The organism is Bradyrhizobium liaoningense, assembly GCF_018130955.1.
GTDB lineage: Bacteria > Pseudomonadota > Alphaproteobacteria > Rhizobiales > Xanthobacteraceae > Bradyrhizobium > Bradyrhizobium liaoningense_C.
This window is the reverse complement of sequence record NZ_JAFCJM010000017.1, coordinates 84,862-107,746: the sequence shown is the minus strand read 5'-3', so window position 1 is coordinate 107,746 and position 22,885 is coordinate 84,862. Positions and strand designations below refer to the sequence as shown.

Below are 22,885 nucleotides of genomic sequence, written 5' to 3'. Positions count from 1 at the left end.
CAAATTCGAAAATCATTTTGCGGGGCGCCCTGCCCTCACGCTCGGGACGAGGCGCCGATGCCCGGCCGCGAGGCCGGGCATGAAAAGTCGCGTTACTCGGCCGCTTCCGACGTCGGCGCCGGTCCGACCTTGGAATTGTGCAGGTCGACGTTGAGGCCGAGCGAGCGCATTTCCTTGACCAGCACGTTGAACGATTCCGGGATGCCGGCTTCGAAGGTGTCGTCGCCGCGCACGATCGCCTCGTACACCTTGGTACGGCCGGCGACGTCGTCCGACTTCACGGTCAGCATTTCCTGGAGCGTATAGGCCGCGCCGTAAGCTTCGAGCGCCCACACCTCCATTTCGCCGAAGCGCTGGCCGCCGAACTGCGCCTTGCCGCCCAGCGGCTGCTGGGTGACGAGCGAGTACGGACCGATCGAACGCGCGTGGATCTTGTCGTCCACGAGATGGTGCAGCTTGAGCATGTAGATGTAGCCCACCGTCACCTTGCGATCGAACGGATCGCCGGTGCGGCCGTCATAGACGGTCGACTGACCCGAAGCGTCGAGACCGGCGAGCTTCAGCATCTCCTCGATGTCGGACTCCTTGGCGCCGTCGAACACCGGCGTCGCGATCGGCACGCCGTGGCTCAGATTGCGGCCGAGCTCGATCAGTTCGCCGTCGTTGAGCGTCTTGATCGTCTCGTCGTCGCCGTAGATCCGCTTCAAGGTTTCCTTCAGCGGCTTCATGTCCTGCTTCGACAGATAGGCATCGACCGTCTGGCCGATGCGCCGCCCAAGGCCGGCGCAGGCCCAGCCGAGATGCGTCTCGAGGATCTGCCCGACGTTCATGCGCGAGGGCACGCCGAGCGGATTGAGCACGATGTCGGCGTGCGTACCGTCCTCGAGGAACGGCATGTCCTCGATCGGCACGATCTTCGACACCACGCCCTTGTTGCCGTGGCGGCCGGCCATCTTGTCGCCGGGCTGGATCTTGCGCTTCACCGCGACGAAGACCTTGACCATCTTCATCACGCCGGGCGGCAGCTCGTCACCGCGCTGCAGCTTCTCGACCTTGTCGAGGAAGCGCTGCTCGAGCCCCTTCTTCGACTCGTCATACTGCTTCCGCATGGCCTCGATCTCGGCCATCAGCTTGTCGTTGGGCGAGGCGAACAGCCACCACTGCGACTTCGGGTACTCCTCGAGCACCGCGCGGGTGATCTTGGTGTCCTTCTTGAAGCCCTTGGGGCCGGCGATGCCCTGCCGTCCTTCGAGAAGGTCGGCGAGACGGCTGTAGACGTTGCGGTCCAGGATCGCCTGCTCGTCGTCGCGGTCCTTGGCGAGACGCTCGATCTCTTCCCGCTCGATCGCCAGCGCACGCTCGTCCTTGTCGACGCCGTGGCGGTTAAAGACGCGGACTTCGACGATGGTGCCCTGCACGCCCGGAGGCACGCGGAGCGAGGTGTCGCGCACGTCGGAAGCCTTTTCGCCGAAGATGGCGCGGAGCAGCTTCTCTTCCGGCGTCATCGGGCTCTCGCCCTTCGGCGTGATCTTGCCGACCAGGATATCGCCGGCGCGCACTTCCGCACCGATGTAGACGATGCCGGCTTCGTCGAGGTTCTTCAGCGCTTCTTCCGAGACGTTCGGAATGTCGCGGGTGATTTCCTCGGGTCCGAGCTTGGTGTCGCGGGCCATCACCTCGAATTCTTCGATATGAATCGAGGTAAACACGTCGTCCTTCACGATCCGCTCGGAGAGCAGGATCGAGTCTTCGAAGTTGTAGCCGTTCCACGGCATGAACGCGACGAGCACGTTGCGCCCCAGAGCGAGCTCGCCGAGGTCGGTCGAGGGACCGTCCGCGATGATGTCGCCCTTCTTGACGATGTCGCCGACCTTCACCAGCGGACGCTGGTTGATGCAGGTCGACTGGTTGGAGCGCTGGTACTTCATCAGGCGGTAGATATCGACGCCCGACTTGGTCGGATCGAGATCTTCCGTCGCGCGGATGACGACGCGGGTGGCGTCGATCTGGTCGATCACGCCCGAACGGCGCGCCGCGATCGCGGCACCCGAGTCACGGGCAACCACGCCTTCCATGCCGGTGCCGACGAACGGCGCCTCGGCGCGAACCAGCGGCACCGCCTGGCGCTGCATGTTCGAGCCCATCAGCGCGCGGTTGGCGTCGTCGTTCTCGAGGAACGGGATCAGTGCGGCGGCGACCGAAACGAGCTGCTTCGGCGACACGTCCATGTAGTCGACCTTATCAGGCGTCACCGGCAGGACTTCGCCGGCGTGACGGCAGACCACGAGGTCCTCGGTGAAGCGGCCCTTCGGATCGAGCGGCACGTTGGCCTGCGCGACCGTGTAGCGGCCCTCCTCCATCGCCGAGAGGTACACGACCTCGTCGGTGACGCGGCCGTCCTTCACCTTGCGGTACGGCGTCTCGACGAAGCCGTACTTGTTGACGCGCGCAAAGGTCGCCAGCGAGTTGATCAGGCCAATGTTCGGACCTTCCGGCGTCTCGATCGGGCAGATGCGGCCGTAATGCGTCGGATGCACGTCGCGCACCTCGAAGCCGGCGCGCTCGCGGGTCAGACCGCCCGGTCCAAGCGCCGAGAGACGGCGCTTGTGGGTGATCTCCGACAGCGGGTTGGTCTGGTCCATGAACTGCGAGAGCTGCGAGGAGCCGAAGAACTCGCGCACCGCGGCAGCCGCGGGCTTCGCGTTGATCAGGTCCTGCGGCATGACCGTGTCGATGTCGACCGAGGACATGCGCTCCTTGATCGCGCGCTCCATGCGGAGCAGGCCGATGCGGTACTGGTTCTCCATGAGCTCGCCGACCGAACGCACACGGCGGTTGCCGAGGTGGTCGATGTCGTCGATCTCGCCCTTGCCGTCGCGCAGGTCCACCAGCGTCTTGATGACGGAGAGGATGTCTTCCTTGCGCAGCGTGCGCTGGGTGTCGGGCGCATCGAGGTCGAGGCGCATGTTCATCTTGACGCGGCCGACCGCGGACAGGTCGTACCGCTCGGCGTCGAAGAACAGCGACTGGAACATCGCCTGCGCCGAATCCAGCGTCGGCGGCTCGCCCGGACGCATCACGCGGTAGATGTCGAACAGCGCATCTTCACGCGTCATGTTCTTGTCGGCCGAGAGCGTGTTGCGGATGTAGGCGCCGACATTGACGTGGTCGATGTCGAGCAGCGGCAGCTCCTTGTAGCCCTGCTCGTTCAGGACCTTCATGGACTTGTCGGTGATCTCCTCGCCGGCTTCGGCGTGGATCTCACCGGTTTTCGGATTGACGAGGTCCTCGGCGAGGTAGTTGCCGACCAGCTCCTCATCCGACATGCGCAGCGCCTTCAGCCCCTTCTCCTGGAGCTGGCGGGCGGCGCGGACGGTGAGCTTCTTGCCGGCCTCGAGCACGACCTTGCCGGTGTCGGCGTCGATCAGGTCGTTGATGGTCGAGTAGCCGCGGAAACGGTTGGCGTCGAACGGAACGCGCCAGCCTTCCTTGGTCCGCTTGTAGAGGATCTTCTTGTAGAAGGTGGACAGGATCGTCTCGCCGTCGAGACCGAGGGCGAACATCAGCGACGTCACCGGAATCTTGCGGCGACGGTCGATACGCGCATAGACGATGTCCTTGGCGTCGAACTCGATGTCGAGCCAGGAGCCGCGATACGGGATGACGCGGGCAGCGAACAGCAGCTTGCCAGAGGAGTGGGTCTTGCCCTTGTCGTGGTCGAAGAACACGCCGGGCGAACGGTGCATCTGGGAAACGATGACGCGCTCGGTGCCGTTCACGATGAAGGTGCCGTTCATCGTCATGAGCGGGATGTCGCCCATGTAGACGTCCTGCTCCTTGATGTCCTTCACCGACTTGGCGCCGGTTTCCTCGTCGATATCGAACACGATGAGGCGCAGCGTCACCTTGAGGGGCGCAGCGAAGGTCATGCCGCGCTGGCGGCACTCGTCGACGTCGTATTTCGGCGGCTCGAATTCATAGCGGACGAATTCCAGCATCGAGGTGCCGGAAAAGTCCGAGATCGGGAACACCGAACGGAAAACCGCCTGCAAGCCTTCGTCCGGCCGCCCGCCCTGGGGTTCCTCGACCATCAGGAACTGGTCATAGGACGCCTTTTGAACCTCGATGAGGTTCGGCATCTCGGCGACTTCCTTGATGTGTCCGAAGAACTTGCGAACGCGTTTGCGACCGGTGAATGTCTGCTGCGCCATCGTGGCCTCTCATTTCGGCGCCCGCTTTGGGCGCGCCTTCCGGGACACGGCTGCCACCGCTCCCCGGGTTGAATTTTTCGAACCCGTTTCGAGAGCCAGAAGTCCAATTCCGGACGCTAAAGTCCTGAACTGTTCTTCAGACCTTCAAAACGCAAAACGACGCGCGGGGCGCGAACGCGCACCCGCCCGTCACAACGATTGTCTTCACGGACTGCAAAAGCCCGAAATAGCCTGCTCTCCCAACGGCTTGCGGGAAACTCGCCTTTTCCGCCGCCGCGCTTTCGTGCTGCCGACCCGATATGGGGCGACAATAGTGGAGATTCGAGGGGTAAGCCCTCAAATCCCCACACATTTTCGTGTTCAGCCTGCGTCGGGATGTCCCGTCGCACGCCTTTTGCATTGGAGCCCCGTCTTTCCGTTCGTCATGGCCGGGCAAAAGCGCGAAGCGCGTCTTCACCCAAATTGCCCCGGCCATCCACACTCTTGGGACGAGATCCCGGATCGCGCTCGGCTTCGCCTCGCTTGTCCGGGATGAAATTGAAGCAAGCTTCGCTTACTTCAACTCAACCTTCGCGCCAGCCTTCTCGAGCTGGACCTTGATTTTGTCGGCCTCTTCCTTGTTCACGCCTTCCTTCACAGGCTTCGGCGCGCCCTCGACGAGGTCCTTTGCTTCCTTCAAGCCCAGGCCGGTGATGGCGCGGACTTCCTTGATGACCTCGATCTTCTTGTCGCCGGCGTTGGCGAGAACGACCGTGAACTCGGTCTTCTCTTCCGCCGGAGCGGCGGCAGCGCCACCACCAGCCGGGCCGGCCACCGCGACGGCGGCAGCGGCGGACACGCCCCACTTCTCTTCGAGGAGCTTCGCCAGTTCGGCAGCTTCGAGCACGGTGAGGCTCGAGAGGTCGTCAACGATCTTCTGCAAGTCAGCCATTGTTCAGTTTCCTTACGTCTATGTCTGGTTCGGGTTTGAGTTTTGCGAAGGGCGTCAGGCCGCTTCGCCCTTTGAGGCATGAGCCTGAATGACGCGCGCGAGCTTGGCCGCGGGCGCGTTCGCGAGCTGAGCGATCTTGGTCGCCGGGGCCACGATGAGGCCGACGATCTTGCCGCGCAGTTCGTCAAGCGACGGCAGCGAGGCAAGCGCCTTCACGCCATCGACATTCAGGACGGTCTTCCCCATCGAGCCGCCAATGATGACGAACTTCTCGTTCGCCTTGGCGAAATCGATGGCGACCTTTGGCGCCGCCACCGGATCGTTCGAAGTAGCGATCACGGTCGGCCCCTTCAGCATGGGGCCGATGGCAACGACGTCAGTGCCTTCAAGAGCAATTTTGGCGAGACGGTTCTTCGAGACCTTCACCGAGGCTCCAGCCTGCTTCATCTGCATTCGCAGCTTCTGCATCTGGGCAACGGTCAGGCCGGAATATTGAGCAACGACCGCGACGCTCGTGGTCTTGAAGACCTCATTGAGCTGTTCGACCGCCTCTTTTTTTGCCGCTCGTTCCACAGCAAGCTCTCTCCGGTTGGCAGTCGCGCAAAAGCGGGACTGCCGGGTTGCACCCATCGTCCCACCCAAACCTGAACCTCTGGGTCAAAACCCTTTGGACACGCCGGGGCGAGACGACAATTGAAGCCTGCCCTCCCGAAAGCCTATTGGGCCCGCGGGGTGTCGAGGTCCGAACCAAACCCATTCCGAGCCGCCCGAAGGCAAGGCTGCGAAGCGAAATCCGGTCTTCACCCGTCTGTGCAGGCCATGCGATTAAGCCGTTGAAGAAACTGAATTCTCCGCGGGCGCCTGCAGTCTTGGACAGGACGAGGTCGGCCGGCATGCCGGTCAACCCCTGCGCGCCTTCCACCCACCGATGGGCTCTCTTTCCTTTCGGGCAAATCCTTTCGGACGTCCTGAAAAGGAATGATCTCCTACCGTGTCGGGTTTTCGGAATGCGTGCACGGACGCGCCAGCAGAGGCCAGCACGTCCGGAGGCGGTTCTTTAACCGCTCCGGTGCCGCTTGCCAAGAGCAAAATTCACACCAGTTCCAATCGATTGGCCGAAGCACTTGACCTCGCCCGAAAGCGCCCGATTCAGGCCGTTTTGGCCCCCTCCCGCACCTCGTGGGGCAGCGGCTTGCCGGCGAAGAACGCAGTCAGGTTGGCCAGCACGCAGTTCTGCATGGCGACGTGCGAATCGCGGGTGTGGCCGCCGATATGCGGGCTGAGGACCACGTTGGGCAGCGCCGTCAGTGCGTCGGGCGCGTGCGGCTCCCTGGCATAGACGTCGAGGCCGGCGCCGGCGATCGTCCCGTCGGTCAGGGCCGCGACCAACGCCGCCTCGTCGATCACAGAGCCGCGGGAGATGTTGACGATGAAGCCGTCGGCGCCCAGCCGCTTGAGAATGTCGGCGTTGACGACATGGCTGGTCTCCGCACTCGCCCGCACCGCCACCATCAGCACGCTGCACCAGTCGGCCAGCGCTTCGAGGGTCGGAAAATACTGATAGGGCACGTCGTGCCGGCTGCGGCTGAAATAGCCGACCTCAGATTCGAACGCGGCAGAGCGTGCGGCGATTTTTCGGCCGATCTCGCCCATGCCGTAGATGCCGATGCGGCGGCTGGGCATCCCGGCCGGCGGCCGCATCATCGGCGACTGCTTTGAGGCGGCCCAATCGCCGCTTCGGACGTACTGGTCGGCGACCAGGATTCGCCGGGTGGCGGCCAGCATCAAGGTCATGGCGATATCGGCCACCGAAGCGGCATTGGCGCCGGGACTGTGGCCGACCGCGATGTTGCGCGCGGCGGCCGCCTTCAGGTCGACGCCGTCATGGCCGGTGCCGTAGCAGATGATCGCGCCCAGTTTCGGGAAGCGATCCATCTCGGCGCCGCCGAGCGGCGTGCCGCCCGCCGTCAGCATCGCGCGGACAGCGGCGAGCTCCTCGACCGGAAACACCTCGTTGGCCGGTTTGCCCGCGGTGTCGAGCAGGTCGAACCGTTCGGCAAAGCGCGTCATCAGCGTCTTCGGAAAGCGCGTGTAGATCAGCACCTTGTCAGCCATTATTGCTGTTTCTCCCGAACTCGGCCTCGCAAACGGAAGGGGCGGAATCGGTTGCCCAATTCCGCCCCTGCCCTCATCTCTTGATCTATTGCGTCAGCCGAGGATGGTGCCCGGCTCGACCTTCACGCCGGGGCCCATGGTGGAGGACACCGCAACGCGCTGGATGTAGGTGCCCTTGGAACCGGCCGGCTTCGCCTTGGCGACCGCATCGGTCAGCGCCTTGACGTTCTCGACCAGCTTCTCCTCGGAGAAGGAGGCCTTGCCGACGCCGGCCTGCACGATGCCGGCCTTCTCGACGCGGAACTCGACCGAACCGCCCTTGGCGCCCTTCACGGCTGACGTGACATCCATGGTCACGGTGCCGATCTTCGGGTTCGGCATCAGGCCGCGCGGGCCGAGCACCTTACCGAGACGGCCCACCAGCGGCATCATGTCGGGAGTGGCGATACAACGGTCGAATTCGATCGTGCCTTCCTGCACCTTCTGAACCAGGTCCTCGGCGCCGACAACGTCGGCACCAGCGGCCTTGGCTTCATCAGCCTTGGCGCCACGGGCGAACACGCCGACGCGCAGCGTGCGGCCGGTGCCGTTCGGCAGGTTGACGACACCGCGGACCATCTGGTCGGCGTGACGGGGATCGACGCCGAGATTGATCGCGATCTCGATCGTCTCGTCGAACTTCGACTTGGCGCGCTCCTTGACCATCTTGATGGCCTCCGCGAGCGGATAGAGCTTCTCGCGGTCAACGCCTTCGCGGGCCTTCTTCAAACGCTTTCCGATTGCCATGACCGCTTACCCCGCAACTTCCAGACCCATCGAGCGGGCGGAGCCCTCGACCATCTTCATGGCCGACTCGATGCTGTCGCAATTGAGATCCTTCATCTTCTTCTCGGCGATCTCGCGCACCTGCGCCTTGGTCACCTTGCCGGCCTTGTCACGGCCCGGCGCCTTCGAGCCGGACTGGATCTTTGCAGCCTGCTTGAGGAAGTAGGACATCGGCGGCGTCTTCATCTCGAAGGTGAAGGAGCGGTCCGCATAGATGGTGATGATCACCGGGATCGGGGTGTTCTTCTCTTCCTTCTGGGTCTGGGCGTTGAACGCCTTGCAGAACTCCATGATGTTGAGACCGCGCTGACCAAGCGCGGGACCGATCGGTGGCGACGGGTTCGCCGCACCGGCCGGGACCTGAAGCTTCAGGTATCCGGTCACTTTCTTTGCCATGTATCACTCCTGTTGTGCCGGCCTATCGGCCAGCGGTTTCAGGTTCCGTGGTTGGGATCGAGCGCGGCTGGCAACCGCCCTCTTCCTCCCACGGCCTTGTTCAACGCAGAGACGCGCTCCGCGCTATCGCGATCAGACCTTCTCGACCTGACCGAATTCCAGTTCGACCGGCGTTGCACGGCCGAAGATCGACACCGCGACCTTCAGGCGCGAGCGCGCCTCGTCGATTTCCTCGACCACGCCGGAGAACGAGGCGAACGGGCCATCGGCCACGCGCACGTTCTCGCCGATCTCGAACGACACCGACGCCTTCGGACGTTCCACGCCCTCCTGCACCTGATGCAGGATGTGCATGGCCTCCTTCTCCGAGATCGGCATCGGCTTGTTTTCCGCGCCGAGGAAGCCCGTCACCTTCGGGGTGTTCTTGATGAGATGGAACGCCTCGTCGGTCAGCTTCATCTTCACGAGCACATAGCCCGGGAAGAACTTGCGTTCGGCGTCGATCTTGCGGCCGCGGCGCACTTCCGTGACCTTTTCGGTCGGCACCAGCACCTGCTCGAAGAGTTCCTCGAGCCCGCGCTGCTTGGCCTGCTCGCGGATCGACTCCGCGACCTTCTTCTCGAAGTTCGAATAGGCGTGGACGATATACCAGCGCTTGTCGGACAGTTGTGCTGTAGCTGTTGCCATCAGTGAACGCCCAGAAGGAGGGTGACGAGGTAGCGGATGATCTGGTCGGCGGCGAAGAAGAAGATCGACGCCAGCGCGACCATGACGAACACCATGATGGTGGTGATCGTGGTCTCACGGCGGGTCGGCCAAGTGACCTTGGCGGTCTCCGAGCGCACTTCCTGCAAGAATTTAAACGGGCTGATCGCCATCGTTCGGTGTCCAACGTCCGTCGCGAGACGGCTACAGATGATTGGGGATCCGAACAGCCGCCTGGGGCCCAGCCCTCGATGTGAAGGATGAGCCGGAAACCGGGCTCGATTGTTCGGGGATTTCAAAGCCGCGCCGGAGATCCGCGTCTAACGGGCCGGCTGCGAGTGGCCGCTATCTACTGCGGATGGGGCCAAAGGTCAAGGTATCGGCGACTGCGGCCGGTCGGCCCGGATTCTCGGCGCCGGTTCGGAAAGGTTCGGGATCAAGGGGTTAGTGGCGACGTTCGCTGGCAGGAGTGGCAGGGCTCGAACCTGCGACCCCCGGTTTTGGAGACCGGTGCTCTACCAATTGAGCTACACTCCTACGAACCTGCGTCGCCGCGGCTCAGGGGCGCTTTCAAGCACAGGGGGCGGCCGGATTGCAAGGGAGAAGCGCGGGGAGACGGCTTGTTCAGGCCGCGACTTCTGGGCCACAGTTCATCTTCAACAAGAAGAGCAACCCGGGAGAGACCATGAACCCCCAAGCCGCCGCGAAGCCTGTGACCGCCCCGCAGACCCCGTCTTTGCCGCAGGCCAAGCCCGAAACGCTCGGTTTGTCTCCTGCCCGGCTGCAGGTGATGTCCGACGCCTTCAAGCGCGAGATCGACAAGGGAACCATTCCCGGCGTGACCGTGCTGGTGGCCCGCCGCGGCCAGGTCGGTTGGTTCGAAGCGCTCGGCAGGCAGAACCCCGCAGGCCCCGCGCCGATGGCGCATGATTCGATCTTCCGGGCCTTCTCCATGACCAAGCCGATCGTCTCGGTCGGCATCATGATGCTGGTTGAGGACGGCCACCTCCTGCTCGGCGACCCCGTCGCAAAATTCATCCCCGAATTCGCGGACCAGAAGGTCGGCGTCGTCTCGAGCGGCAAGCTCGAGCTGGTTCCGCCAAAGCGGCCGATGACGGTGCAGGACCTGCTGCGCCACACCTCGGGCCTGACCTATGAGCACCAGGGCGACGGCCCCGTGCACAAGCTCTACCAGGAATCGCGGGTACGCAGCCGCAAGATCACCAATGCCGAGCATGCGGCGCTGGTCGCGAGCTTCCCCCTCGTCTGCCATCCCGGCGAAGAGTTCAACTACAGCCGCTCCACCGACATCCTCGGCCGCATCATCGAGGTCGTCAGCGGCAAGTCGCTCGGCGCCTTCCTCACCGAGCGCATCCTTGCGCCGCTGCAGATGGCCGATACCGGCTTCTCGACCGACGAGGCTAACGCCGACCGGCTCGCTGAGGCCTATTCGACCGATCCATGGACCGGCGACAAGGTGGCCCTCTTCAACATGCTGGAGAAGCCGGTGATGGAATCCGGCGGCGGCGGTCTCGTCACCACCACGATGGACTACGCTCGCTTCGCGCTGATGCTGCGCAATGGCGGCACGCTCGACGGCAACAGGATCATCGGCCGCAAGACGCTGGAGCTGATGGCCTCCGATCACCTCGGGCCCGACGTTCAAACCAACGGCACGCTGCTGGCACCCGGCCACGGCTTTGGCCTCGGCTTCGCGGTGCGCCGGGACGCCGGCATCGCGCCGTTCCCGGGCAGCGTCGGTCAGTTCTTCTGGAGCGGGATTGCCGGCACCTTCTTCTGGATCGATCCGAAGGAGGATCTTTTCGCCGTGTTCATGAGCCAGGGCCCGGGCCAGCGCGACTACACGCGCACGCTGGTGCGGGATCTGGTTTACGCGGCGGTGGAGTGAGGGGACGGCGCGTCCTCAAATTTTCTCTGTCATGCCCCGCGAAGGCGGGGCATCCAGTACTCCGCGGCGAGAGTTGTCGCTCACAACTGCCGCCTCTGGGATACTGGATCGCCCGCCTTCGCGGGCGATGACGACTGAGTAGGAGGCGCGTACGCGCCCCCTTCCCGCGCAAGCGTCAGCTGATCGTCGCGCCGCCGTCGATCACCATGGTCTGGCCGGTCATGAAGTCGCCGGCCTTCGAGCCCAGGAACACGGCCGCGCCCGCGATCTCGTCGGGGATGCCGATGCGCAAGAGCGGCGAGCGCGAGGTCGAGGCCTTCAGGTTCTCCGGATTGTCCCACAAGGCTTTTGCGAAGTCGGTCTTGATCAGGCCGGGCGCGATGCAGTTCACGCGGATGTTGTGCGGGCCGTATTCGCAGGCCAGGTTGCGCGCGAGCTGCATGTCGGCGGCCTTCGAGATCGCGTAGGCGCCGAGGATGGTCGAGCCCTTGAGGCCGCCGATCGAGGACACGATGATGATCGAGCCGTCCTTGCGCTCGATCATCTGCGGCACCACCATCGAGATGATCCAGTTGTTGGCGACGATGTTGTTGTCGAGAATTTTCCGGAACTGATCGTCGGAGATGCCGGCCAGCGGACCGTAATACGGGTTCGACGCAGCGTTGCAGACCAGCACGTCGATCTTGCCGAAGGCGCGGTTGCTCTCGTCGATCAGGTTTTGCAGATTCTCCTTCGAGGAGATGTTGGCGGCGATCGCCACTGCCGTCCCCTTGCCGAACTTGTCGTTGATGCCCTGCGCCACCTGCTCGCAGACGTCGGCCTTGCGCGAGGAGATCACCACCTTGGCGCCGTGCTCGGCCATGCGCTCGGCGATCGCAAGCCCGATGCCGCGCGTCGAGCCGGTGATGACAGCGACTTTTCCCTTCATGTCGAACAAGGTCATGTTTCTCTCCCAGAGTACGAGTTCAATTTGTTTGAAGCCTGCGCCGCGACCAGGTGATCGGACAAGGGCTCAGGCGAGTTTCTTGACTTCCGGTCCCGCCGGCTGATGCATCGCCGCATGCGCGTCATCCGCGATCCACGGCTGCTGATTGACCATGGGCAGGCGCCAGACCGTGCGTTCGGGACTCGAGAAGTAGTCCAGCCGTGTCACCGAGCAATTGTCGATGTCGAACGACAGCCCCCGCTCCGGCTGGCCGTCGAGCGCGAACCCGAGCGCCGCCTTGATCGTGCCGCCATGCGCGACCGCGATCACGTCCTGCCCGGCGGCCTCGAGGTTGATCCGCTCGATGGTGCGGCGGGTGCGGTTGTAGAGATCCATGAAGCTTTCGCCGCCGGGCGCGGGCTCATTGATGTCGGCGAACCAGCTCGAGCCGACGGGGCGGCTCGCAAGAAACGCGGCGCGGCTCGTGCCCTGCCACTGGCCGAGATTCTGTTCGGCGAGATCGGCTTCCCATTTCATCGTTGCCGGTTTTGGAAAGCCGACCGCCCAGATCGCCTCCGCGGTCTGGTGCGTGCGCATCAGATTGCTCGAATACCAGACCGCATGGCGCGGCAGCACCTTTGCGACGGCGTTGAACACATAGGTGTCGCTGGTGTCGCAGGCGATGTCGCTCTGCCCGTAGATATTGCCACCGTCATTGCGCACCGGCGCGTGACGGACCCACCACCACCGTGTCGTGACCACTTTCGGCTTGTCTGCACCTGCCATCGAAACTCTTCCATCCCGTTTGATGTCGCTGTACGTGAGTAGCGGACGCGTCTCAAGACACTAACGTGTTTGAAATCTTGTTTGAAATTCCGTCGCGCGGCAAGCGTCGCGCGTGAGCGAAAGGGAGAAACGCATGGGCCGCCTGCAAGGCAAATCCGTCATCATCACTGGCGCAGGCAGCGGCATCGGCCGTGCGGCCGCGCTCCTGTTCACCAGGGAAGGCGCAAAGCTGATCGCGGTCGATCGCACTGAGGCGGTGAAGGAGACGGTCGACGAGGTGAAGAAGGCCGGCGGCATCGCCGAAGCGATGATGGCGGATGCGGGTTCCGAGAAGGACGTCATCGCCGTCATCGACAAAGCCGTGAAGACGCATGGCCGGCTCGACGTGATCTGGGCCAATGCCGGCGTCTCGGGCGGGCTGGTGCCGCTCGGCGAGCAGACGGTGGAGCAGTGGCAGGAGGTCCTGCGCATCAATCTGATCGGACCCTTCCTCGCCGTGAAGCACGCCATGCCGCACATGGTGAAGCAGCAATATGGCTCGATCGTTCTGACCGCGTCGGTCGCGGGCCTCAAGGCCGGCGCGAGCGGTCACCCTTACGCGGCGAGCAAGGCCGGCGTGATCTCTCTGGTGCAGACCACCGCCTATTCGCTCTCCGGCACCGGCGTGCGCATCAATGCGGTGTGTCCGGGCCTGATCGAGACCGGCATGACCAAACCGATCTTCGATCGCGCCAAGGAGCGCGGCACATCAGACAAGATCGGCCAGCTCAACCCGCTGAAGCGCCCCGGCCAGCCGCACGAACTCGCCGCGATGGGCCTGTTCCTGGCGAGTGACGAAGCATCGTATGTCAACGGCCAGGCGTTCCCGGTCGACGGTGGCCTGACTGCATCGATGCCGTATACGGGCAAGCCGGTGTAACAAGTTCGGTGTCGCCTTGCCGAAGGCTGCGGCGACACCGTCGACTGTCGTCCTGAGGAAACATCCTTTTTCGAAAAACAACCCCATGCAAAGTAGGATCGCGCAATGCGCGATCCGGACCGCAGATGCCCTCAACCATCTGCAAGCAAACACTTTTTCCCGGATCATTGCGGCGCGGGCGAAACACGGCTCTCGACCCGCGTTTCGCCGACGCGTGACCGGGCGGCTTACGACAACACCTCGCCGGTCCGGTCCCGCAGCGTCAGCACCGTCAGCAGGCTGATCAACGCCGCGCCCACCAGATAGAACGCCACCGCAATCGGCCGTCCAGTCCAGTTGACCAGCGCGGTGATGATTGCTGGCGTGAAGCCGCCGAAGATCGCAACGCCGAGGCTGTAGGTGAGGGAAATGCCGGTAGCACGCACCTTCGTCGGGAACAGCTCGGCCAGTACGGCCGATGCCGGCGCCGTATAGATCAGCATGAAGACCGCGACTGCGATCTGGCTCGATATCAGGCGTTCCGGCGTCGGCGACGCGATCAGGTAAGCGAATGCCGGATAGGATAGGCAACCATCGCAAGCCCGGCGGCGCCGACGACCATCACGCGCTGACGCCGAAAGCGATCGGCCAGCGCACCGACCAGCGGACAGAACAGGAGAACCGTGCCGACCGTAAGCGGACCGAGATAAGACTGGGACAGAGGCACTTTCAGCTCACGCGCCGCAAAGGTCGGGAAATAATTCGCGATATATTGCGCGACCGTCCACAGCATGACCACCAGCATGCCGGTCAGCACCGTCCGCCAATGGTCGCGTAGGACGGAGCGGAACGGCGCCTCCGTCGCATGATCGGACGCCTTGAACAGCGGCGCGTCCTCGAGCTCGCGACGGATGTAGAGGCCGACCGGTGCGATCAGGAGCCCGACGACGAAGGCAAGACGCCAACCCCATTCGGTGACGGCGGAAGCAGGAAGTGCCAGCGAAATGGTGAGTGCAACGAGGCCGGACAGCATGGTCGAGCCGCCCTGCGACATCTGCTGGAACGACGCATAGAAGCCGCGGCGTGCGGGAGGTGCATGCTCGACCAGCGTCGAGACCGCACCACGGATCTCGCCGCCCGCCGAAAAGCCCTGGATGATGCGGGCGAGCAGAATGATGACCGGCGCCGCAAGCCCGATGCGATCATAGCCCGGACACAGCGCGATGATCCCGGTGCCGAGCGCCATCAGCAGGATGGTCAGGCTCAGCGCGTCGCGGCGACCGCGCCGATCGGCAAAACTGCCGAGTACGATCGCGCCGAAGGGGCGCGCGACGAAGCCGATGCCGAAAGTCACGAAGCCGATCAGCAGCGACACCACCTCGCTGTCGGCGGGAAAGAACGCCTTCGAGATCGGCACCGCGAACGCGGCGTAGATCGTGAAGTCGTACCATTCGAGCATGTTGCCGACGGTCGCGGCCACGGCCGCGCGGCCCACCGACTTTCGTTCATTCGTCATCCCACGTTCCGCAATTGCGCTCACGCTGTCCCCCGTTCGCTGGCAGTTCCCGCAGCCGCGCCGCGCGGCCTCGGTTCTTCGTGGGGCAAAAAGCTTGCACGCAGGATCATGCTATGCAAATATTTATTTCCTTTTCAAATTTCTATGCAGCGAATGAATAGAAAAACCAACACCACTGAGATCGGCGATGACGGCAAGCTTCGTCCCTCGCTGCGCGAGATTGAAGCGCTGCGGGCGATGATTGCGACGGGCAAGACGACGCAAGCGGCGCGTCAACTCGGTGTCTCGCAGCCGTCGGTATCGCGCGCGATCGCCAGCCTGGAAGCGCGGCTCGGACAGCCGCTGTTCGCACGGCGCAACGGACGCCTCGCGCCAACAGCGGAGGCACTTGCGCTGGAAGCGCGTGCCGCCGTCGTGTTCGATCTGCTCGATCAGCTTGCAGCGCCGCGCAGCGACGGTGCCACCGCGATCCGCGTTGCCGCACCACCGACGCTGGCCAATCTTTTCCTCGCGCCACTCTTGGCACGCTTCATCGCGCGCGAGCCGGGCACGCGCGTTCACATGGAGGTCGGCAAGTCGACGGACTGCCTCGGCGCGGTTGCCGACGGCAGCGCCGAACTCGCGCTGGTGGATCAGGCCACGTCGCACGACGGCGTGCGACTAGAAATCTTCAGGCGCGCGCGGCCGCACGTGCTCCTGCAGCGGGGACACCGGCTCGCCGCGCGCCCCGAGCTTGCGATCGGCGATCTGGTCGGCGAGCGCATGATCGCGCTGAGCCGCCGCTTTCCGCTGCGCAACAAGCTCGACGCCGCCTTTGCAGCGGTCAGGTCCGAACCCACGATCGTCGCGGAAGCGTCGACCTCGACCTTTGTCGTCGAGATGGTCCGCGCCGGTCTTGGCGTTGCGATCCTCAATCCCTTTCCGCTGGAACTGCGTCCGGAAAAGTCCATGGTGTTCCGCCCGCTGGATCTCAAGATGACGCTCGAGACCGCCGTTGCCGTTCCCGCGCGCGGATCGTTGACACCGGCCGCGCGCTCACTCGCCAACTTCATCCGGACCGAACAGCCGGAAAGCCCCTTCTCCCAACCTATCGAGTAAACTGATGCCAAGCCCAACATTGCCAAGTCCGAGACCCGACCACATCCGCAAACTGCTCGCCGACCTCGTTGCCTTCGATACGGTCAGCGATCGTTCCAACCTGGCTTTGATCGCCTACATCGAGACCTATCTCGCCTCCCTCGGCATCAGCGGGCAGCGGATCGTCGACGAAACCGGCCAGAAGGCCTCGCTCTGGGTGACGATCGGCCCCGACGACCGCGGCGGGCTTGTTTTGTCGGGGCATACCGACGTCGTGCCGGTCGCGGGCCAGACCTGGACGCATGATCCGTTCAAGCTGGTCGAGCGCGACGGCCGGCTCTACGGCCGCGGCACCACCGACATGAAGGGTTTTGTCGCCGTGTGCCTCGCCATGGTGCCGGAGATGTTAGATGCAAGACTCAAGACGCCGATTCATCTCGCGATCTCCTACGACGAGGAGATCGGCTGCGTCGGCGTGCGTCCGATGCTGCGCGAGGTCGACCGCAAGCCGATAAAGCCGCTCGGCTGCTTCGTCGGCGAACCGACCGAGATGAAGGTCATCATCGGCCACAAGGGCAAGCATGGCGTGCGCGCGACGTTCCGGGGCCTTGCAAAGCACTCCTCGATCGCGCCCGACGGCGTCAACGCCATCGAATATGCCGCCGAGCTGATCACGGAGATCCGCCGCCGCGCCGACGCGCTGGCCGCAAAGACGCAAGCGAACAGCCTCTACGACGTTCCGCACTCGACGTTGCTCACCTCGATCGTGCATGGCGGCGCCGCGCTCAACATCGTGCCCGATACCTGCACCGTCGAGTTCGAATGCCGCGGCATCGGCATCACGGAATCCCGCGAGGTGACGGATGCCATCGTCGCCTGGGCCAAAGCCGAGATCGAGCCGGCGATGAAGAAGCGGCATCCGGATTGCGGCATCGAATTCGAAGAAATCCTCGACTATCCCGCCCTCGACACGCCGGCCGGCGATACCATCGTCACGCTCGCGAAAAAGCTCGCGGGACGCAACGACCACGCAAAAGTCGCCTTCGGCACCGAGGCAAGCCTGTTCGTCAGCATGGCGAGCGTGCCGTCGGTAGTGGTCGGTCCCGGCTCGATCGCGCAGGCGCACACGCCGGACGAGTTCGTGGAGATGTCGGAGCTGTTGAAGTGCGGCGAGTTCGTCGCGGGATTGATCGCGCATTGCGCGACGACGGAGACGTAGCCCCGATGCCCGGTGCGCAGGGTGGGCAAAGCGAAAGCGTGCCCACCGCGTGTGCTTCCGCAGAAGCGGTGGGCACGGCGCAAGAGCGCCTTTGCCCACCCTACAAGGTGCCTGCCAGCACCGCGATGAACAGCACGGAAGCGCCGAGCGAGGCGATCGTGCGCACGTGGTTCCAGAAGGTCCAGTCCTTGAGATAGACGGACCACAAGGACGCCGCCTCGGGGCTCGACGGCTGGACCGCGGCGAGCGCGTTGTTCAGCGGCACATTGAACACCACGGTCACGACGAACATTCCGATCACGTAGGCACCGCCGCCTACGATCATCGCGACCGCGCCCGGCTCGCCTGGGCGTAACAGGCCCATCACCACGAGCACGGCACACGACAGCGTCGTGCCGAGAAAGAACGGCATGAACAGCGAGCGCACGATCTCGACATTGATACCGTTCATCGCGGCGATGCCAGCGGCCTGATCGATACGGCCAAGCGCGGTCATGATGAAGGTCGAGAAGGCAAAATAGAGCCCGGCGATGAGGCCACAGCCGATCGCCGAAAACCAGAGCAGGCCCGTCGTGAGAAGCTGGCGCATAAAGACATCTCCAGAATACGATAACTTCTCGCATTTGATAAATGCGATAAACTCTCTTATTCCTGTCGTCAACCCATTTCCAATGAGGAACCAATGGCCGGACGTCGCAGAGCCAAGGAAACCGCCCGCGCGCCGGCGGGCCGGGCGGCACTCGTTCCGACCCAGGAGCGAAGCCGCGAGCGCTTCGACCGCATCCTCGCCTGTGCGGCTGAAGTGATCACCGAAAAGGGCAGCGACGCCTTCCGGATGAGCGATATCGTCGAACGCACCGGCATCGCGTTCGGCTCGCTGTATCAATATTTTCCCGACAAGAGCGCGATCATCGGAACGCTGGCCGAGCGCTACAATGCGATCGGGCGCGACTGCGTGCGACGCGACCTCGCCGACATGAAGAAGTTGTCCGACCTCCACCCTGCCCTGTGCCGGATCACCGACGGCTATGTGCAGATGTTCCGCGAGCACCCGACCATGCACCACATCTGGCAGGCGACGCAGGCCGATCGCGCCTTACAGAGGATCGACCAGGACGACGTCGCCTGTCTCGCCGGTCTGCTCCGCGAGGCCCTGCAGCGCGTCGCGCCGAAGACGCCGGCCGCGGCACTCACCAGTTTCGCCGAGCTGGCGATGGTGCTGATTGCAGCCGCAGTCCGTCAGGCGATCATGTTGCCGCCCGCGGAGGCACGGCGGATGCTCACGCTGTTCAAGGCGTTGCTGCCGAAGGATTTGTCGGGGGTGGATTGATCGTCTCGTGGTGCCTAGGAGGCGGTACCAAATACCGCGCCCAACCCAGCCAGCGGATTATTTTCCTTGTGTTGCGTAGACGCAATAGATCGACTCCCCCGCTCCAAATACAGTTAGAAACGTTCCAGAAACACAACTGGTGCGCAATTTCACGGGTGCACCTGCCGCTTGTCCGCGCGGGCCGACCCGGCGGGCACAGGGGAATCGCGAGCTATGAATTTCGCAAAGCGCCGGACGGCATGGGTCTTCACGATGAACCTCCTGGCGATCTGCGTCGTGCTCGCCCCGCGCCACGCGGCAGCGCAATTCTTGTGCGGTCAAGCCGGCAGCTACGCAGTGTCCGGCGGCAACGTGACCGTCCCGGACGGTGCCGCCACTGCGACGAACATATCCGACGTGGCCTGCGGCCCCGGCGCCAATGCGTTCGGTTTGGGCGGCGCTACCTTCAACACTGCAATTGGCTCAAGCTCCAATGCCAGCAGCTCCTCCGGAAGCACCGTCAACGTCGCGACTGGTTACGCCGCTGACGCGCATGGGGACTCCAGTTTCAATACCGCAACAGGCGGGAACGCGCGGGCCTATGGCAACAGCAGCTCCAACGTTGCGATGGGGATGAACTCCTTCGCCAACGGCAACAACAGCAGCAATATAGCGATCGGTTATCAAGCCAACGCCACCGGCAACAATGCGCACAACACCGCGGTGGGCAATCAATCGCGGGCGACGGGCACCGACAGCTCGGCGTTCGGCTATAACGCGCAGGCGTATGGCAGCCAGAGCGCGGCCTTCGGCACTTACAGTTTCGCTAACGGCAGCAACAGCACGTCCGTCGGCTCGCTCAACAGCATCGTCGGCAACAACAGCGGCGCGTTCGGCACCGGGCAGATCGTCAACGGCAACGGCACGTTCGCCATCGGTGATCCCAACACCGTCAACGGCAACAACAGTTTCGTGCTCGGCGACAACAACACCGTGAACGGGCCCAATGTCGCCGGCAACGGCGACAACATTCAGCTCGTCGGCTCGAACAATACGATTGCGGGCACCTCGAGCGCCGCCGGCTCCTCCGTGTTCGGCAGCGGCAATGCCGTCAACGCCACCAACGTCGTGGTGATGGGCAACAACAGCACCGTCAGCGGCGCCAATGCGGTCGCGATCGGCCAGGGCACATTGGTCACCGGCGCCAACGCGATTGCGCTCGGCACCGGTGCCAGCGCCAATTTCGCCAACTCCACCGCCATTGGCAGCGGCGCGGCGACGACGCGCACCAACCAGGTCGCGGTCGGCGCCGCCACCAGCACCTACACGATGAGCGGCATCACCTCCGCGGCGAGCAAGGCGGCGCAATCCGGCACCACGCAACTCGTGACGTCTGACGGCGCCGGCAATCTCGCGACGACGACGCTGGCAGGCCTCGGGCTCGCCTCCGCCGGCGACGTCACCGCGATCAACGCCCGGCTCGACGATCTCAACACGCGCACCAGCAAGGCCACCAACGGCGTGGCGATGGCCTTTGCGATGGCGGGCGTGCCGACCCTGATGCCCAACGAGCGGTTCGCGGTGACGGCGAACTGGGGCAATTTCCAGAGCAGCAACGGGCTTGCCTTCAACGCCGCGGCGCGCATCGCCGATCACGTGCAGCTCAACGGCGGCGTGGCCTATGGCGCCAACCAGAACCTCTACGGCGCGCGGGTCGGCCTGCGCCTGGGCTGGTAGGCCGGGACACCGCAATGTCCGTTCGGAAGTTCGCCGCCAGCCTCGCCTTGATCCTGACGGTCGCCGGCCCGGTCGTTGCCGAGGACGCAAAGCCGTCCGCCACACAGCCGCAGCAGCCGCAACAACCGCAGCTTCCCGTCAGCGTGGAGCAGGCGCTGTACCTGATCCGCTCGACCTTGTTGACGCTGAACGACGCCAACCGCACCGGAAACTACTCGGTGCTGCGCGACCTCGCAGCGCCGGACTTCCAGGCCAAGAACAATGCTGCGGACCTCGCGATCGGCTTCACCGATCTGCGGCGGCGCAACTTCGACCTGTTCTCGGTCGCACTCGCAGCCCCGCAGCTCTCGACGCCGCCCTTTCTCGATCCGAACAAGATGCTGCGGCTCACGGGCTATTTCCCGACGCGTCCGCTGCAGATCAATTTCGACCTGACCTTCCAGAACGTCGGCAATCAGTGGCGGCTGTTCGGCCTCTCGGTCGCAACGCCACCGGCGCCGCCGGAGACGGCCGCGGCCGCCGCACCGGCCAACGCCAAGAAGGGCGTCGCGGCGCCCGCCAAGCAATGAGCGCGCCGCGGCCCTGACCTATCGCACGTCCGGACCGGACATGCCTTGTAACAGCGCGAGCGCTTCATCGGCGCGGTCGGCCGGCACGAACAGATGATCGTGGTAGAACGCCGACACGGCGTTGACGCTGATGCCGGCATCCGCAAGCCGCGCCGTGACCGCGGCCAGAAAGCCGACCGCGTCGAGCGACGAATGAACGTTGAGCGTGATCAGGCGTGAGGCGAATTGCCAGGCCAGGCCGATGCTGTCGGCATCCTCGCGCCGCATTACCAGCGTCGTTCCTTCGCGCTCGCGGAAGGTCAGCAGCAGCTTGATTGCGTCGGGGATTCTGTCGTCAGGCAGAGTTGCGAAGACGAAGGTGCCCGCCTGAATCTCGGGCTGCATGTCTTGCAGCAAGGTCTGAAGGTTGGTTTCGCCTGACATCATCCACACACGAGATTGCGGCTCCGTAGCCTTGTAGGGTGGGCAAAGCGAAGCGTGCCCACCGCGTATGCTTCCGCAGAAGCGGTGGGCACGGCGCTACACGCCTTTGCCCACCCTACAAGAGAAAAAGCGCGGCTCATTCGAACCGCGCCTGTCTGTCTTAAACCGCGCCCGCCTTCTGCGCGTATTCCCATGACGCCAGCGACAGCGGCACGGTGCGCTTGGCCGACTCCATGGCCTTGGCGTTGGCAGCGGTGCCGTCGCGGACGCGGCCGGCGATGCCTTGGGTGATGCCGGCGAGGCGGAAGAGATTGTAGGAAAAATACCAGTTGAGGTCGGGAACGCTCATCTTGGTGACGTTGCAATAGATGTGCGCCGCCTCTTCCAGGCTCGGGATGTTGAGCGCCTTGAGGTCGACGCCCTCGAGGCCCGGCATGATCCACTGCATCAAGAGGTAGGTGAAATCGGCCATGGGGTCGCCGAGCGTCGACAGCTCCCAGTCCAGCACCGCCTGCACGCGCGGTTCCGTCGCGTGGAAAATCATGTTGTCGAGGCGATAGTCGCCGTGGACGATCGAGATGCGCGCCTGTTCCGGCACCGTGCGCGGCAGCCATTCGGCGACCTTCTCGAACTCCGGAATGTGCTGGGTCTCGGACGCCCGATACTGCTTGGTCCAGCGGTCGATCTGGCGCGCGAAATAATTGCCGGGCTTGCCGAAATCGCCAAGGCCGATCGCGGTCGGATCGAACATGTGCAGGTGGGCGAGCGTCTCGATCTTGCTGGTGAAGATTTTTCGCCGCGCATCCGGCGTCTGGCTCGGCAGCGTCGGATCCCAGAACACCCGGCCCTCTTCCATCGACATGATGTAGAAGGCCGCTCCGATAATGCTGTCGTCCTGGCAGAGCGCGTAGGCCTTTGCGACCGGAAAGCCCTGTTTTCCAAGGGCTGCGATGACGCGGTATTCGCGATCGACCGCATGCGCCGAGGGCAGCAATTTGCCGAACGGCTTTCGGCGCATCACATAGGAACGGTTCGGCGTGTTGAGCCGGTAGGTCGGATTGGACTGGCCGCCCTTGAATTGCAGGACAATCAGCGGCCCCTCGAAATCTTCGACGTTCTCGCGCATCCAGGCCTCAAGCCGCAGCTCGTCGAAGCGATGCCGCTCCTCGACGGGCTTGGTGCCCGAGAACTCTTCGTCTTTCCTGACGCCGTCAGCCACGGTGACGCTCCCTCTTTTTGTTGTCCGTCATTCCGGGATGGTGCGTCAGCACCAGACCCGGAATCTCGAGATTCCGGGTTCGATGCTTTCGCATCGCCCCGGAATGACGGTGGAG

At 64.0% G+C, this 22,885-nt stretch carries 22 protein-coding genes and 1 tRNA gene; 7 read left to right on the top strand and 16 right to left on the bottom strand.

Features of this window, described 5'->3' with window-relative positions; genetic code table 11:
• Positions 1-92: 92 nt before the first annotated feature.
• The 9 genes from rpoB to JQ632_RS16875 all read right to left on the bottom strand — a co-directional run bounded on the left by rpoB (position 93) and on the right by JQ632_RS16875 (position 9,720).
• Positions 93-4,211, bottom strand: coding sequence for a DNA-directed RNA polymerase subunit beta (rpoB, locus tag JQ632_RS16915; protein WP_212403707.1), 4,119 nt, complete (start codon positions 4,209-4,211; stop codon positions 93-95).
• Between the two features lie 553 nt (positions 4,212-4,764).
• Entirely contained in the window at positions 4,765-5,142 is a 378-nt protein-coding gene (gene rplL / locus JQ632_RS16910; RefSeq protein ID WP_212403706.1) for a 50S ribosomal protein L7/L12, read from the bottom strand.
• Positions 5,143-5,196: 54 nt separating this feature from the next.
• Positions 5,197-5,715 (bottom strand): 50S ribosomal protein L10, encoded by a 519-nt coding sequence (gene rplJ, locus JQ632_RS16905; RefSeq protein WP_212403705.1) that lies wholly within the window; start codon positions 5,713-5,715, stop codon positions 5,197-5,199.
• Between the two features lie 576 nt (positions 5,716-6,291).
• Positions 6,292-7,257 carry a 2-hydroxyacid dehydrogenase gene (locus tag JQ632_RS16900; protein WP_212403704.1) on the bottom strand — a complete coding sequence of 322 codons (966 nt, stop codon included), beginning with the start codon at positions 7,255-7,257 and terminating at the stop codon, positions 6,292-6,294.
• A 93-nt stretch (positions 7,258-7,350) separates the two neighbouring features.
• Complete coding sequence (gene rplA / locus JQ632_RS16895; protein ID WP_212403703.1) at positions 7,351-8,043, bottom strand: 50S ribosomal protein L1; 693 nt, start codon at positions 8,041-8,043, stop codon at positions 7,351-7,353.
• Between the two features lie 6 nt (positions 8,044-8,049).
• On the bottom strand, positions 8,050-8,478 hold the full coding sequence (gene rplK / locus JQ632_RS16890) for a 50S ribosomal protein L11 (RefSeq protein WP_128933125.1): 429 nt from the start codon (positions 8,476-8,478) through the stop codon (positions 8,050-8,052).
• A 132-nt stretch (positions 8,479-8,610) separates the two neighbouring features.
• Positions 8,611-9,165: a transcription termination/antitermination protein NusG gene (nusG, locus tag JQ632_RS16885; RefSeq protein ID WP_212403702.1), complete on the bottom strand. Its 555-nt coding sequence runs from the start codon at positions 9,163-9,165 to the stop codon at positions 8,611-8,613.
• Positions 9,165-9,356 carry a preprotein translocase subunit SecE gene (secE, locus tag JQ632_RS16880; protein WP_140976499.1) on the bottom strand — a complete coding sequence of 64 codons (192 nt, stop codon included), beginning with the start codon at positions 9,354-9,356 and terminating at the stop codon, positions 9,165-9,167. Before secE ends, nusG begins: the two co-directional genes overlap by 1 nt.
• A 288-nt stretch (positions 9,357-9,644) precedes the next feature.
• A tRNA-Trp gene (locus JQ632_RS16875) sits at positions 9,645-9,720 on the bottom strand.
• A 148-nt stretch (positions 9,721-9,868) separates the two neighbouring features.
• On the opposite strand from JQ632_RS16875, the gene JQ632_RS16870 reads away from it, so the two are divergent.
• A complete protein-coding gene (locus JQ632_RS16870) occupies positions 9,869-11,092 on the top strand; it encodes a serine hydrolase (RefSeq protein ID WP_212403701.1) in 1,224 nt (407 codons plus the stop codon).
• A gap of 175 nt (positions 11,093-11,267) precedes the next feature.
• On the opposite strand, the gene JQ632_RS16865 is transcribed toward JQ632_RS16870, so the two are convergent.
• Both JQ632_RS16865 and JQ632_RS16860 read right to left on the bottom strand, forming a co-directional pair.
• The gene (locus JQ632_RS16865; RefSeq protein ID WP_212403700.1) at positions 11,268-12,035 is read right to left on the bottom strand and encodes an SDR family NAD(P)-dependent oxidoreductase; all 768 of its coding nucleotides are present in this window, start codon (positions 12,033-12,035) and stop codon (positions 11,268-11,270) included.
• Between the two features lie 69 nt (positions 12,036-12,104).
• The gene (locus tag JQ632_RS16860; protein WP_212403699.1) at positions 12,105-12,803 is read right to left on the bottom strand and encodes a histidine phosphatase family protein; all 699 of its coding nucleotides are present in this window, start codon (positions 12,801-12,803) and stop codon (positions 12,105-12,107) included.
• Between the two features lie 133 nt (positions 12,804-12,936).
• Here JQ632_RS16860 and JQ632_RS16855 point away from each other — a divergent pair, with 133 nt between their 5' ends.
• Entirely contained in the window at positions 12,937-13,722 is a 786-nt protein-coding gene (locus JQ632_RS16855; protein WP_212403698.1) for an SDR family NAD(P)-dependent oxidoreductase, read from the top strand.
• Positions 13,723-13,949: 227 nt separating this feature from the next.
• On the opposite strand, the gene JQ632_RS16850 is transcribed toward JQ632_RS16855, so the two are convergent.
• Both JQ632_RS16850 and JQ632_RS16845 read right to left on the bottom strand, forming a co-directional pair.
• Entirely contained in the window at positions 13,950-14,204 is a 255-nt protein-coding gene (locus JQ632_RS16850) for a hypothetical protein (protein ID WP_212403697.1), read from the bottom strand.
• Positions 14,205-14,260: 56 nt separating this feature from the next.
• Positions 14,261-15,217 carry an MFS transporter gene (locus JQ632_RS16845; RefSeq protein WP_212403696.1) on the bottom strand — a complete coding sequence of 319 codons (957 nt, stop codon included), beginning with the start codon at positions 15,215-15,217 and terminating at the stop codon, positions 14,261-14,263.
• Positions 15,218-15,370: 153 nt separating this feature from the next.
• On the opposite strand from JQ632_RS16845, the gene JQ632_RS16840 reads away from it, so the two are divergent.
• Both JQ632_RS16840 and argE read left to right on the top strand, forming a co-directional pair.
• Positions 15,371-16,315: a LysR family transcriptional regulator gene (locus JQ632_RS16840; protein WP_212403695.1), complete on the top strand. Its 945-nt coding sequence runs from the start codon at positions 15,371-15,373 to the stop codon at positions 16,313-16,315.
• 19 nt (positions 16,316-16,334) lie between these two features.
• Positions 16,335-17,513 (top strand): acetylornithine deacetylase, encoded by a 1,179-nt coding sequence (gene argE / locus JQ632_RS16835; protein WP_212403737.1) that lies wholly within the window; start codon positions 16,335-16,337, stop codon positions 17,511-17,513.
• A gap of 100 nt (positions 17,514-17,613) precedes the next feature.
• Here argE and JQ632_RS16830 read toward each other — a convergent pair whose 3' ends face one another.
• Complete coding sequence (locus tag JQ632_RS16830) at positions 17,614-18,102, bottom strand: DUF1772 domain-containing protein (RefSeq protein WP_212403694.1); 489 nt, start codon at positions 18,100-18,102, stop codon at positions 17,614-17,616.
• A gap of 93 nt (positions 18,103-18,195) precedes the next feature.
• Between JQ632_RS16830 and JQ632_RS16825 the strand changes: the two genes are divergently transcribed.
• From JQ632_RS16825 to JQ632_RS16815, 3 genes are all read left to right on the top strand, one after another.
• Complete coding sequence (locus JQ632_RS16825) at positions 18,196-18,843, top strand: TetR/AcrR family transcriptional regulator (protein WP_212403693.1); 648 nt, start codon at positions 18,196-18,198, stop codon at positions 18,841-18,843.
• Between the two features lie 213 nt (positions 18,844-19,056).
• Entirely contained in the window at positions 19,057-20,559 is a 1,503-nt protein-coding gene (locus JQ632_RS16820; protein WP_249152106.1) for a YadA-like family protein, read from the top strand.
• Between the two features lie 14 nt (positions 20,560-20,573).
• Entirely contained in the window at positions 20,574-21,128 is a 555-nt protein-coding gene (locus JQ632_RS16815) for a hypothetical protein (protein WP_212403692.1), read from the top strand.
• Positions 21,129-21,146: 18 nt separating this feature from the next.
• Here the strand turns inward: JQ632_RS16815 and JQ632_RS16810 are convergent, their stop codons facing one another.
• Entirely contained in the window at positions 21,147-21,551 is a 405-nt protein-coding gene (locus tag JQ632_RS16810) for an ACT domain-containing protein (RefSeq protein ID WP_212403735.1), read from the bottom strand.
• A gap of 160 nt (positions 21,552-21,711) precedes the next feature.
• A complete protein-coding gene (locus JQ632_RS16805) occupies positions 21,712-22,770 on the bottom strand; it encodes a phosphotransferase family protein (protein ID WP_212403691.1) in 1,059 nt (352 codons plus the stop codon).
• Between the last annotated feature and the right edge of the window lie 115 nt (positions 22,771-22,885).

Excerpts from the sequence above, each read along its gene's own strand:
- rpoB (WP_212403707.1), bottom strand. The coding sequence starts at position 4,211 with ATGGCGCAGCAGACATTCACCGGTCGCAAACGCGTTCGCAAGTTCTTC.
- rplL (WP_212403706.1), bottom strand. The coding sequence starts at position 5,142 with ATGGCTGACTTGCAGAAGATCGTTGACGACCTCTCGAGCCTCACCGTG.
- JQ632_RS16900 (WP_212403704.1), bottom strand. The coding sequence starts at position 7,257 with ATGGCTGACAAGGTGCTGATCTACACGCGCTTTCCGAAGACGCTGATG.
- rplA (WP_212403703.1), bottom strand. The coding sequence starts at position 8,043 with ATGGCAATCGGAAAGCGTTTGAAGAAGGCCCGCGAAGGCGTTGACCGC.
- rplK (WP_128933125.1), bottom strand. The coding sequence starts at position 8,478 with ATGGCAAAGAAAGTGACCGGATACCTGAAGCTTCAGGTCCCGGCCGGT.
- nusG (WP_212403702.1), bottom strand. The coding sequence starts at position 9,165 with ATGGCAACAGCTACAGCACAACTGTCCGACAAGCGCTGGTATATCGTC.
- secE (WP_140976499.1), bottom strand. The coding sequence starts at position 9,356 with ATGGCGATCAGCCCGTTTAAATTCTTGCAGGAAGTGCGCTCGGAGACC.
- JQ632_RS16870 (WP_212403701.1), top strand. The coding sequence starts at position 9,869 with ATGAACCCCCAAGCCGCCGCGAAGCCTGTGACCGCCCCGCAGACCCCG.
- JQ632_RS16865 (WP_212403700.1), bottom strand. The coding sequence starts at position 12,035 with ATGACCTTGTTCGACATGAAGGGAAAAGTCGCTGTCATCACCGGCTCG.
- JQ632_RS16860 (WP_212403699.1), bottom strand. The coding sequence starts at position 12,803 with ATGGCAGGTGCAGACAAGCCGAAAGTGGTCACGACACGGTGGTGGTGG.
- JQ632_RS16855 (WP_212403698.1), top strand. The coding sequence starts at position 12,937 with ATGGGCCGCCTGCAAGGCAAATCCGTCATCATCACTGGCGCAGGCAGC.
- JQ632_RS16850 (WP_212403697.1), bottom strand. The coding sequence starts at position 14,204 with ATGCTGATCTATACGGCGCCGGCATCGGCCGTACTGGCCGAGCTGTTC.
- JQ632_RS16845 (WP_212403696.1), bottom strand. The coding sequence starts at position 15,217 with ATGACGAATGAACGAAAGTCGGTGGGCCGCGCGGCCGTGGCCGCGACC.
- JQ632_RS16840 (WP_212403695.1), top strand. The coding sequence starts at position 15,371 with ATGAATAGAAAAACCAACACCACTGAGATCGGCGATGACGGCAAGCTT.
- JQ632_RS16830 (WP_212403694.1), bottom strand. The coding sequence starts at position 18,102 with ATGCGCCAGCTTCTCACGACGGGCCTGCTCTGGTTTTCGGCGATCGGC.
- JQ632_RS16825 (WP_212403693.1), top strand. The coding sequence starts at position 18,196 with ATGGCCGGACGTCGCAGAGCCAAGGAAACCGCCCGCGCGCCGGCGGGC.
- JQ632_RS16820 (WP_249152106.1), top strand. The coding sequence starts at position 19,057 with ATGAATTTCGCAAAGCGCCGGACGGCATGGGTCTTCACGATGAACCTC.
- JQ632_RS16815 (WP_212403692.1), top strand. The coding sequence starts at position 20,574 with ATGTCCGTTCGGAAGTTCGCCGCCAGCCTCGCCTTGATCCTGACGGTC.
- JQ632_RS16810 (WP_212403735.1), bottom strand. The coding sequence starts at position 21,551 with ATGTCAGGCGAAACCAACCTTCAGACCTTGCTGCAAGACATGCAGCCC.